Origin of the sequence: Kitasatospora sp. NPDC001261 (assembly GCF_042896795.1) — a bacterium.
Classification (GTDB): Bacteria; Actinomycetota; Actinomycetes; order Streptomycetales; family Streptomycetaceae; genus Kitasatospora.
The window spans coordinates 18,497-30,204 of the sequence record NZ_JBIAXP010000003.1 but is presented as its reverse complement, the minus strand read 5'-3'; the positions used below and the strand labels follow the sequence as shown (position 1 = coordinate 30,204).

At 74.6% G+C, this 11,708-nt stretch carries 7 protein-coding genes; 2 read left to right on the top strand and 5 right to left on the bottom strand.

Features of this window, described 5'->3' with window-relative positions; translation table 11 throughout:
• Positions 1 to 119 precede the first annotated feature (119 nt).
• The 5 genes from ACFY4B_RS05160 to ACFY4B_RS05140 all read right to left on the bottom strand — a co-directional run bounded on the left by ACFY4B_RS05160 (position 120) and on the right by ACFY4B_RS05140 (position 8,621).
• Positions 120 to 3,095 (bottom strand): hypothetical protein, encoded by a 2,976-nt coding sequence (locus ACFY4B_RS05160; protein WP_387966528.1) that lies wholly within the window; start codon positions 3,093 to 3,095, stop codon positions 120 to 122.
• Positions 3,095 to 4,981, bottom strand: a complete 1,887-nt coding sequence (locus ACFY4B_RS05155) for an HSP90 family protein (protein WP_387966527.1) — start codon at positions 4,979 to 4,981, stop codon at positions 3,095 to 3,097. Before ACFY4B_RS05155 ends, ACFY4B_RS05160 begins: the two co-directional genes overlap by 1 nt.
• An 86-nt stretch (positions 4,982 to 5,067) precedes the next feature.
• On the bottom strand, positions 5,068 to 6,120 hold the full coding sequence (locus ACFY4B_RS05150) for a hypothetical protein (RefSeq protein WP_387966526.1): 1,053 nt from the start codon (positions 6,118 to 6,120) through the stop codon (positions 5,068 to 5,070).
• A 131-nt stretch (positions 6,121 to 6,251) separates the two neighbouring features.
• Positions 6,252 to 7,046: a hypothetical protein gene (locus tag ACFY4B_RS05145; protein ID WP_387966525.1), complete on the bottom strand. Its 795-nt coding sequence runs from the start codon at positions 7,044 to 7,046 to the stop codon at positions 6,252 to 6,254.
• Between the two features lie 132 nt (positions 7,047 to 7,178).
• On the bottom strand, positions 7,179 to 8,621 hold the full coding sequence (locus tag ACFY4B_RS05140; protein WP_049660894.1) for a glyceraldehyde-3-phosphate dehydrogenase: 1,443 nt from the start codon (positions 8,619 to 8,621) through the stop codon (positions 7,179 to 7,181).
• 267 nt (positions 8,622 to 8,888) lie between these two features.
• Here ACFY4B_RS05140 and ACFY4B_RS05135 point away from each other — a divergent pair, with 267 nt between their 5' ends.
• A complete protein-coding gene (locus ACFY4B_RS05135) occupies positions 8,889 to 11,024 on the top strand; it encodes a UvrD-helicase domain-containing protein (protein ID WP_387966737.1) in 2,136 nt (711 codons plus the stop codon).
• 126 nt (positions 11,025 to 11,150) lie between these two features.
• Complete coding sequence (locus tag ACFY4B_RS05130; RefSeq protein WP_387966523.1) at positions 11,151 to 11,642, top strand: GreA/GreB family elongation factor; 492 nt, start codon at positions 11,151 to 11,153, stop codon at positions 11,640 to 11,642.
• Positions 11,643 to 11,708 lie beyond the last annotated feature (66 nt).

Genomic DNA, 11,708 nt, shown 5'->3' with positions numbered 1-11,708 from the left:
TGGGGGGGCCCGCCCCGTGGGGGGGGGGGGGGGGCGGGGGCGGCGGGGGGCGGGGGGGGCGGGGGGCCCGCCCCCCGGGGGGGGGGGGCGGGGCGCCACCCCCCCCCCCCCCCCGCCGGTCAGTTCGCGAACCGCTCCCGCAGCTCCGCCAGCACCTCCGCCGCCTCCGGCAGCCCGGCCGCCTCGCAGCGCGCGATGCCGGCGGCCAGCCGGGCCACCGCCGCGTCGGTGCGCCCCAGGTCACTGCCCTCGATCAGCGCGGCCAGCCGGACGGCCTCCGCCCGCGGGGACTCGGCCCGCACCCCGCCCGCCTCGTACTCCGCGATGGCCCGTTCGACCTCGGCCAGCGCCTCCTCGTGCCGCCCGGCGACGGCCAGCGAACGCGCCCGCTCGTAGTGCGAACCGCCGCGCAGGTACCAGGAGTTGTACTCCTCGCCGGACCGCTCGGCCGCCTCGCCGACCGCGTCCGCCTCGGCCAGCAGGGCGAGCGCCGCCGCCAGCCCCTCCTCGCCCTTCTCCCGCGTCGTCAGCCGGGCCAGCTCCCGCAGGGTGGCGGCCAGCTGGTCCACCTGCGGGGCCTTGCCGTGCGCCTCCCGGGCGCGGGCCAGCGCCGCCTCGGCGGCGTCCCAGCGCTCGGCCCGGGCGAGCGCCAGGGTGGCCTCACAGGCGACCATGGTGTGGGTCTCCTGGTCCTCCCACCCGGCCACCAGGTCGGCCAGCCGCAGGTACTCCTCGGCGGCGTCCCGGTGCTCCTCCAGGTCGGACAGGCCCCGGGCGAGGTCCAGCCGGCCCTGGGCGAGCATCCGGACGTCCAGCCGCGCCGCCGACGCGTCCAGCAGCACCGACTCCAGGACGGCCACCGCGTCCGCCGCCCGGCCGGTGTCACGCAGCACGTCGGCCAGTTGCAGGCGCACCCGGGCGGCCTCCTCGACCGCCTCGGCGCCCTTGCGGTCGTAGCGCGCGGCCGCCTCCGACAGCGCGCGGACCGCGCCGCCGAGGTCGCCCACCTGGAGGCAGGAGTGGCCGAGCATCATGTACGTCGGCGCGTACGGGTAGGAGTCGTCGCCCCAGCGCACGGCCTCGGCCAGCGCCCGGTGGAAGACCTCGACCGCCTGGCCCGCCTCGTGGCCCTGCAGCAGCACCTGGCCCAGCAGGCCGAGCACCCGCGGGGTGTGCCAGGGCAGCTCGGCCGCGTCCAACTGGGCCAGCACCTCGCGCAGTTCGGCCTCCGCCTCGGCCAGCCGGCCCTGCCGGGCGGCGATGTCCGCGGTGTACTGCCGGGAGGTGGCGGCCCGCCGCTCGGAGCCGAGCTCCACGGCGGCCCGCCGGTAGCCGCCGACCGCCGCCTCGAAGCGCCCGGTCACCTCGGCGGCGGGCTCGGGCAGCGCCTCGGAGAGGTCGTGGTGGGCGGCGTAGGCGCGGGTCTGCAGCACGATCAGGTAGTCGTCGTCGGTCAGTTCGCCGCCGGCGCGCAGCTCCTCGGCCCGGGCCAGCGCCGCGTCGAGCGCCGCCCAGTCGGCCCGCCGGCCGCCGCGCCCGGCGCCCTCGCCGTCCGCAGCGCCCTCGGCCTCGGCGCCCTCGGCGCCCTCGTCGCCCTCGTCGCCCTCGTCGAGGTCCGCGATCAGCGTCCGGGCCCGGCACATCAGCGCCGACCCGGCCAGCCCCGCCTGCTCGAACAGCTCGGCGGCGGCCAGCAGCCCGGCCTTGCCCTCCTCGCACGCGTCCCGCTGGAGCGCCTCGTGGGCCCGCTGCTCGGCGAGTTCGGCGCGCAGCCGCTCGGGGCCGCCCAGCTCGGCGCTCTCCGGGTGGACGAAGTCCGCGGCCTCCGCGCGCTCGGCGACCCGCTTCCACAGCCGGTCGGCGTCCGGGTGGCCGAGCACCTCCAGCTCGCGGGCCCGCAGCACCAGGGCGGTGAAGTCCTCCGGCTCCGCCTCGACCGTCCGGCGCGGCGCGGGCGCGGCCGCCGGGGCGGCCGACAGCCCGGAAGCGGCGGCGGCCCGCACGCCCAGTGCCAGCGGTTCGGCGAGCAGCGGCTCCACGGCCAGCCGGGCGCGCCGCCCGGCGCCGACCGCGTCGGTGCCGTTGCGGGCGTCGAAGCGGCCGGCCAGCGCGTCGCCCTCGGCGCGCAGGTGGGCGAGCAGGGAGTCCACCGTCCAGGCGGTGCCGGCCGGGCCGCTGACCGCCAGCTCGCCGTGGCCGGCCCGGGCGAGCCGGGCGACCAGCACCTCGGCTCCGGTCAGGAAGTCCAGCCGGGCGGCCGGGTCGCCGGTGACCGCGAACAGGGCGCGGTTCTCGGCGAGCAGCTCCAGGCCGCGCGGCTCGTTGCCGGACAGCGCGCAGAACTCGATGTGCAGGCCGACGGCGCTCAGCATCGAGGCCTTGCCGCGGGCGTGGCGGTAGCCGGCGAGGTGGCCCGAGCGGGCCTCGTCCGACCGGCCCTGGCGCAGCTGCGCGAGCAGCGCCGTGGCCTGGCTGAGGTGGGGCTCCTGCTCGCAGCCGCTCCGGCCGTCCAGCACCGGGGCGAGCGCCTCCAGGGCCCGGGCGTCGTCCCCGGCGGCGAGGTGGTGCCGGGCGCGGGCGCGGGTCTCGCAGGCGTGGCAGTCGCTCAGCTCGGCGCGCGGGCGGGCCGCCCACAGCTCGTAGGCGTCCTGCACGTCGATACCGGTGTGCGCGGCCAGGTGGTAGCGCTGGGCGTAGTACGGCTGGAGGTCCTGGCCGGCCGCGCGGTAGCGGTCGCGCAGCTCGGTGTGCCAGCGCCGCACCGCCGCGAGCGGGACGTCCGGGTTGTCCTTGAGCGCGTCGGCGACCCACTTGAAGCGCCAGAGCACCTGCTGCCGGGCCCACTCGCCGAAGCCGTCCGGGTCGGTGTCCCAGAGCCTGAGGACGCGGGCGAAGACGACCGGGCCCTTGCCGCGCTCGCCGTCGTACTCGTAGGCCTCCATCAGTTCCAGCAGGGCCATCGAGAGGACGCCGGTGTCGTCGAACTGCTCGGCGGCGTCGACGAGTTCCTCGGCGGTGACGGTCCTGGTCCGGCCGTACGGGCGGGCGTCGTTCTCGCGCAGCGCGGCCATCACCGCGTCGGGGGTGTCCAGCATCACGCCGCCCCGCCCGCCTCGTTCGACCCGTTCGACCCGCCCGCCCCGCCGGCCTCGTGGCCGAGCATGGCGTGGTCGAGCAGGCTGATGAACGAGCGGTTGAGCAGCGCGGACTCGCTGGCCTTGAGCGGGCGGCGGGTCATCAGCACGGCCTGCCCGTACAGCGCCTCGACGGCGGTGACGGCCAGCTCGCGGCTGGTGACGGTGGCGGCGCGGCGCACCAGCGGGTTGAGGTGGTTGAGCACCAGCTGGGCGCGGGGCGCCTCGGCGCGCAGCGAGCCGAGGATGTCCGCCCACAACCCGTCGGCCTCGTCGGCGAGTTGGGCCCGGGTGCGCTCGTGCCGGGCCTCCCGGTTGTCGAGCAGCAGGGCCGGCGCGTTGGTGGGGTGGAAGCTGCGCAGCGCGACGTCGCAGTCGAACCGGCCGACCACCTCGCGGGCGATCGCCAGGAAGGCGTTGGCGGCCAGCTCGGCGGCCGGGTCGACGGTGTCCAGGTGCGCGGTGACGGTGCCCGGGTCGAGGTCGGAGACGGAGACGCCGGGGCGGATCTCGGGCAGCCGGTGCACCAGGTCGTGGTCGTAGGTGTAGCCGCCGTTGACCACGCCGAGCCCGGCGGCGCCGGCGATCGGAGCGACCTGGCGGAACTCCTCGACCGTCCTGGTCACCAGCACCGCCGGGTGGCTGCGGGCGAACTCGTCCAGGGTGACGTTGCCGTCGGTGGTCTCGAACGGCAGCCACGGCAGCATCATCCGCAGCAACTCGTCGTCGTAGCGGGCGAGTTCCTTGACGGCCAGGTGGTGGACGGACAGGAAGCGGTGCAGCAGCGCCGGGTCGCTCGCGGACAGGCCGGTCAGCCAGTCGCGGATCCGGGCGCCGAGCGCGTCCCGCACGGCGGCCAGCGTCTCGTCCGCGTACAGGCCCTCGCGGGAGGCCGTGGGGCGCAGCCCGTCGGTGTCGACCACGCAGCGGACGAAGAACGCCCAGTCCGGCAGCAGTTCGTCGGCCTGGTCGGAGAGCAGCATGCCCTTGAGGTGCACCCGGTGGCCGTTGCGGCGCGAGGGCGGGGCGGCGTCCGGCAGGACGTACGCGACGCCGCGCAGGCCGACCAGCGGCAGGTCCAGCTCGATGGTGTCGAGCGGGGTGAAGTCGAAGGCGGCGCGGCAGTACTCGGCGAGCGCGTCGCGCCTGGCCAGCGGGGAGGCGTGGCGCTCGGCCCACGGCGGGGTGCGGTTGACCCGGTGCTCGGTTCCGTTGCCGTCGACCACCGTGACGTCGTGGCGCAGCAGGCTGCCGAAGTCCCGGGCGAGGGCGAGGACCCGGCCGGCGCGGGTCCACTCGGCGGCGTCGGCGCGCGGGACCAGCGTGACGGTGGTGCCCGGCTCGGGCTTGGCCGAGGCGGGCAGGGTGCGGATGGTGTAGCTGCCGTCGGAGCTGCCGCGCCACTCGATCGCCGGGGCGTCCGGGGTGGCGGCGGAGCGGGTGACCACGGTGATCTCGTCGGCGACGACGAAGCAGGCGAGCAGGCCGATGCCGAACTGGCCGATGAAGTCGCCGCGGGCCCGGGCCAGCCCGGCGCCGTCGAGCCGGCCGTCGGCGTCGCGCTTGGAGCTGCGGCCGATGGTGGCGAGGAAGGTGTGGACGTCCTGCTCGGTCAGGCCGATGCCGGTGTCGGTGACGGACAGCTCGTCGTCGGCCCGGACGGTGATCCTGGCCGGCGCCCCGGGGTCGAGGGCGCGGCGGGCGGAGATCGCGTCCACGGCGTTCTGCAGCAGCTCGCGCAGGTAGACCCGCGGGCTGGAGTAGAGGTGGTGGGAGAGCAGGTCCACCAGGCCGCGCAGGTCCACCTGGAAGGTGTGCGCACTCGTCGGGTTGTCGGTAGGGGACACCGGAGGCTCTTTCGATCGCGGGGTGGATGACGGTGGTGGGATGCGGGTCGGCGGCGGCGCCCGTACGACTCGGCGCCGGGTGCGCGTCAGCGCCAGTACGAGGTGCAGCGGTCGCGGTGGGCGCGGAAGGCCTTGACCGGATCGCCCGACAGGTAGTGCCAGGGCGCCTTGGTCACGAGGCCGTCCAGCGCCTCGAACAGCAGGCGCGCGGTCTTGGGCTGGTCGGCGAGGGAGAAGGCCATCGCGAAGGTGTTGAAGGAGCCCTGCCAGCCGCGCGCCGGCTCGAAGGCCGGGTGCAGGACGGACCGGAAGGCCGCCTCCTGCAGCCCGGCCACCACGGCCGGACTGGTCAGGTAGGCGCGGTCCTCGCCGTCCGGGAGGGCCAGCCAGTGCTCCAGGTGCGCGACCGCGACCAGCTCGCCGAGGTGGCTGCCCTCCGGGGCGGCGAGCATCGTCGAGCGGGCGAACGCGTGCATCTCCTCGTGCGAACCGCCCCACTTGGCGCTCAGCTGCTGAAGCCTGACCCAGTGCGAGGCGGAGCTCCCCGGCGCCCGGCGCACCGCGGCCTCGAAGCGGCAGGTGGCGACCTCCGGGCCGAGCGAGGCCCCGAGGGCGCTGGTCTGCAGGAACCGCCAGGGGGCGTGCCAGGACGGCTCGCTCTCGGCGACCTCCAGCAGCTGCTCCTCGGCGGTGTCCAGCCGCTCGTGGAACGCCTTCCAGCGCTCCTCGGTGACGTCCTTGGCCCGGGCGCCCGTCCGGGCCTCCCAGCCCCAGGCGATCTGCCGGGCGCCGGACAGCAACAGCAGCAGCGCGTCGTCCGGGGCGTCGGCCAGCGCGCGGGACGTCCACTGCTCGACCCGGGGCACGTCGGATATCGCCCCGACGAGGAAGGTCAGCTCCTCGCCCTGGGCGGCGGCCAGCGCGGGGCGCAGCGCGGCCCAGTCCCCGGCGGAGGCCTGCCGGAGCATCAGGCGCAGCGACTCGTCCCCGTACGCCGGGTCGAGCCGCGGCTCGCCGCCGCCAGCCGGCGCGGGCGCTCCGGCTCCCCGGCGGCCGAACCCGAACCCGAACCCGAACCCGCGCCGCTCGGCCCGGTCCTCCGCGCCCTCCCCGCCGGAGCGGCGTCGGAACAGCGGCATGTCTGGCCCCCTCGAACGTCATCGGCATCTTTCGCACGACCGCACAGCGGCCACGGGAAAAGTACATATCACGGTCGACTGACATCCGTTTGCCCAGCCCAGCGCCCTGCCCGCCCGGCGAGGGGGTTCCGTCAGGCCGCGCCGAGCCCGGCGTCCGGCGTCTTCCCGGCCTGCGCCTGCTCGATCCGGTTCACCAGCATCACCGCGAACCTCCGCGTCGCGGGCACGTCCACCGGACCGCCCTCGCTGGTGACGCTCGCCACCACGGTGCCCGAGCGCACCACGATGCCGACGCCCTCGCCCTCGGCCAGCGGCCCCTGGAAGGCCTGGCTCTCGCTGCCCAGCGCCGGGGTGTCGACCTTCTTGAACGGCCCGGCGGAGTACGAGGCGTAGTTCTCCTTCAGCCGCTGCGCCGCCGCGTCCCGGCTGGGCAGGGTGTCCACCAGGAAGCGGACGACCACGTCGCCCGAGGAGAACCGGACCGACCCGCTCAGCGGCTTGCCCGCGCAGGAGGCCGCGGCGGCACCGGCACAGGTGACCTGGTGGTCGGCGGTGTCGACCTTCCGCTTCTCCTCCTCCCACCCGGTCATCGCCTTGGCGTCCGGCAGCACCTGGCCGACCACCTTGTCGTCCAGCAGCGCCGCCTCCAGGTCCGCGTGCGGGGCCTCGGCAGCGGCCGGGGCCGGTGCGGAGGCCGGCGCCGAAGCCGCCCCGGGGGTGTCGGCGGCCGCCGGCGCGGACGCGGACGCCCCCGCCGTACCGGTCACCGCTCCCGTCGTGGCCGGACTCGACGCGGCCGGAGCCGCGGTCGAACCCGCGGCCGCCCCGCCCGCGGCCTTCGAAGACCCCCCGGAGGAGCACCCCGTCAGCACGCCCGTCAGCACCCCGGCCGCCGCCACCGCGGCGAGCACCCGCCGACCACCCATCCCGATCACCCTCCCCAGTCCTGTCAGTGATCCCTCAAGATAGCGACCGCCCCGCCCGCGAACGCCGACGGGGCGGCGACCTGTCGGTCACCGCCCCGCCGTCATGCTCCGTCGTCCTGCCCTACCGGTGGATCAGACCGCCGGAACCGGGTAGGTCGGGTACTCGACGCCCGAGATGTACTGGACGACCCGGATCACCTGGCACGAGTAGCCGAACTCGTTGTCGTACCACAGGTAGAGGATCGCGTTGTCGCCCTCGACCTTGGTCGCGCCGGCGTCCACGATCGAGGCGTGGCGCGAGCCGATGAAGTCGCTGGAGACGGCGTCGGGCGAGTCGGTGAAGTCGATCTGGCGCTTCAGCGGCGAGGTCAGCGAGACGTTCCGCAGGTACTCCAGGACGTCCTCGCGGTTGGTCTCCCGCTTCAGCTGGAGGTTGAGGATCGCGATGGAGACGTCCGGCACCGGGACGCGGATCGAGCTGCCGGTGATCTTCGCCTGGAGGTCCGGCAGGGCCTTGGCGACAGCCGAGGCGGCACCGGTCTCGGTGATCACCATGTTCAGCGGCGCCGAGCGGCCGCGGCGGTCGGCCTTGTGGTAGTTGTCCAGCAGGTTCTGGTCGTTGGTGAACGAGTGGACGGTCTCCACGTGGCCGCGGACCACGCCGTACTCGTCCTCCATCGCCTTCAGCGGCGGGACGATGGCGTTGGTGGTGCACGAGGCGCAGGACAGGATCTGCTCGTCCGGCTTGATCGTGTCGTGGTTCACGCCGTGCACGATGTTCGGGACGTCGCCCTTGCCCGGCGCGGTCAGCACGACCTTGGCGATACCGGGGCGCAGGTGCTTCGACAGGCCCTCGCGGTCGCGCCAGCGGCCGGTGTTGTCGATCAGGATCGCGTCCTTGATCCCGTACTCCGTGTAGTCGACCGTGGTCGGGTCGTCGGAGTAGATCACCGTGATCTCGTTGCCGTTGGCGATGATCTTGTTGTTCGCCTCGTCGACGGTGATCGTGCCCTGGAACTGGCCGTGGATGGAGTCACGGCGCAGCAGCGAGGCGCGCTTGACCAGGTCGTCGCCGCCGCTGTTGCGGACGACGATCGCCTTCAGCCGCAGGCCGTTGCCCGAGGCCTTCTCGACCAGCAGCCGGGCGACCAGCCGGCCGATGCGGCCGAACCCGTACAGCACGACGTCCTGCCCGGACCGGCGCTCCAGCTTGTTCTCACCGGTGGCGCCGACGACGGCCTGGGCGGTGAACTCCGCCACCGACAGGCCGCGGTCGTCCGCCTTGTACGTCGCGGCGAGCATGCCGAGGTCGATCTGCGAGGGGCCGAGGTCCAGGGCGGTCAGGGCCTCAAGGAACGGCATCGTCTCGGTGACCGAGAGCTCCTCGCCGGCTATCTGCCGGGCGAAGCGGTGCGTCTTGAGGATGCTGACCACCGACTTGTTCACCAGGGACCGGCTGTGGAGCAGAACGGTGACGTCCCGCTCCCGGTGCAGCCGCCCGATGATCGGGATCATCGACTCCGCGATCTCCTCGCGGTTCTTCCAGTCCGTGAACACGTCGTCGTTGACAGTCACAAGTCCATCTTTCGAGCTGAGGGTGTTGCCCACATGGTAGCTTCGCCCGCCCGCGCCCCGACCGCCGGTCCCTCCCCCACCCTCCCCACCCGAGCCCCCGACCTGCGCTTTCCCCCCACCCCCACCCCCGAAGGTGATCACCGCCACCCTCGATCCGACCACCCGTCGGGCGGCCCGGCGTGAGTGATCATCCGGGCCAGTACAGTGAAACGCACGGCCCGGGCGGACGGGCACGGGCACGAGGGGGCCGGGGTGGCGACGCTGGGCATGCACCGGGACTTCCTGATGGAGTTCGCGGCGCTGGAGAAGCCGGTGCAGCGGCGGGTCTTCGAGACCTTCGAGAAGTTCACCGAGGCCACCCACACCGGCGTGCACCTGGAGAAGCTCACCAACCAGCGGGACCCCCGGATCCGGACCATCCGGATCACCGACTTCTGGCGCGGGGTCGTCCTCAAGGCCGACCGGGGCGACGGCTACCTCCTGCTGAAGGTCCTTCCGCACGACAAGGCCAACGACTGGGCGGTCAAGCACCGGGCCTCCGTCAACGCCGCCACCCAGGGCGTCGAGATCCGCAACGACGTCGCACTGGAACGGGCCTCCCGGTCGCTGAAGGCGCTGGCCGCCGACGAACCCCGCAGGCTCTTCGCCGACCGCTCCGACAAGGTCCTGCGCAGCCTGGGCGTCGACGAGGAGATCCTGCCGATCATCCGGCTGCTCCCCGACGAGGCCCACCTGGAGGCGCTCCACCGCGTGCTGCCGGAGCAGCAGTTCGACGTCCTGGTCGGCCTCGCGAGCGGGATGGAGCCGGCCGAGATCGATCGTGAGATCGTCCGGGCGTACGCCCGGGCGGCCGCGCCCACGAGCGTCGACCAGCCCGCCGACGGGCTGGTCTCGGCGATGGCCCGCGCGCGCGGCCGGGTCGCCCTGGTGTCCGGGCCCGACGAACTGCTGGAGATCCTGGAACGCCCCTTCGACGCCTGGCGGATCTTCCTGCACCCGGCCCAGTACCGGGTCGCCTACCGGGAGTCGTACAGCGGGCCGGCCCGGGTGACCGGCGGCCCCGGCACCGGGAAGACGGTGGTGGCCCTGCACCGGGCCTACCACCTGGCCCGCCGGTTGCCGGCGGACGCGCCTGACGGATCGATTCTGCTGACCACCTCCTCCGAGGACCTCGCCGCGGAGCTGGAGCGCTGCCTCGCCCTGCTCGTGACGGACGGACGGATCCGGGCGAAGGTCCGGGTGGTCACCGTCGACGCGCTGGCCGCCGAGGTCCTGCGGCGCTCCCCCGGCGGCGCCCCGTCGAAGGTCCTCTTCCAGCAGCACCCGATCCTGGCCCGCTGGGGACGGGTCGCCCGCCGGCTCGGCGTCGGGTTCACCGACCTGTTCCTCGACCAGGAGTGGCGGCAGGTCGTACTGGCCCAGTCGATCGGGAGCCGGGAGCAGTACCTGAAGGCCCCGCGGACCGGACGGGGCAAGGCCCTCGGAACGCCGGAGCGGACCGAACTGTGGCACGCGGTGGCCGCGTTCGAGGAGGAGCTGCGCAAGGCCGGGGAGTTGACGTACCTCCAGGTCTGCGCGCGGGCCGCGCGGATGCTCGACGAACAGGGCGACCGCCCGTTCCGGCACGTGGTGATCGACGAGGCGCAGGACCTGCACCCCGTCCAATGGCGCTTCCTGCGCGCGCTCGTGGCCACCGGCCCGGACGACCTGTTCCTCTCCGGCGATCCGCACCAGCGGATCTACGGGAACAAGGTCTCGCTGCGCTCGCTCGGCATCCAGGTGGTCGGCCGCTCCTTCCGGCTCCGGATCAACTACCGGACGACACAGGAGATCCTCACCTGGTCCGCGTCCCTGCTCACCGGCGAACGCCCGGACGACATGGACGGCGGGGAGGACTCGCTGGCCGGCTACCACTCGACCCTGCACGGCGCCCACCCCGACGTGTCCGGCCATCCCGACCGGGCCGAGGAGTTCCGGGCCCTCGTCGCCCGCGTCGAGGAGTGGACCGCCTCGGGCGTGAGCCCGGAGGACATCGGTGTCGCCGTACGGACCGGACGGCTCGGCCGCGAGGCCGCCCACGCCCTGGGGCAGGCCGGGATCCCGACCCACGTGCTCGGCGACGCGCCGTCCCCCGGCATACGGGTCGGCACCATGCACCGGATGAAGGGCCTGGAGTACCGCTGCGTCGCCGTGGTCGGCGTCAGCGACGGCACGGTGCCCCTGCGCAGCGCGATCACCCCGGCGGACACCGACCCGCTGCAGCACCAGGAGGACCTCACCGGCGAGCTGAGCCTGCTCTTCGTGGCGTGCACCCGCGCCCGCGAGGCCCTCAGCGTGTCCTGGCACGGCACACCCAGCGTCTTCCTCGAACCGATCGTCCCGGCCCGGCTGCTCACCCGCTGACCCACGGCCCCGCGGGGCCCGCTCCGGGTGGTCGACCGGCCCGGAAGTTGCCCGGGGGTGCGGGTGGTGGGGTAATGGGAGACGGCCGGTGTTCGAGTGTGTGACGAGCAGCCCCGGGAGCTTGGGATGAGCGGTGGGCCGGAACCGATCAGTGCCGAGGGTCTGCGTGCGGTGCGGGAGGAATTGGCGCAGCTGCGGGTGGAGCGGGGGGAGGTGGCCGCGACGCTGCGCGGGGTGGATCCGGTGGGGGACCGGGCGGACGCGGCGGACGAGTTGCAGCGGGCGTCGGAGGTGGCGCGGCTGGACCGGCGGATCGTCGAGCTGGAGGCGCGGCTGCGGGAGGCCGAGGTCGCCGGGGAGCCGTCCGCGCGGGTGGTCGGGGTGGGGTCGACGGTGAACGTGCGGTTCGACGACGGCACGGAGGAGACCGTCGAGATCTCGGAGATCGCGGAGATCGCGGAGGAGCGGGACCTCACCCTGGTGACCTTCGACAGCCCGCTCGGGAAGGCGCTGCTCGGGCGGCACGCCGGGGAGACGGTGAACTACGACACCCCGGCCGGCGCGGCCAGCGCGGTGGTGCTGTCGGTGGGCGCCGACGCGGGCCCGCAGTCGGGCTGAGGCGGCGCGACGCGGCACGGTCGAATTCCGGTCGGAATTCCGGGGGAAACGGGCCGGGATATCGGC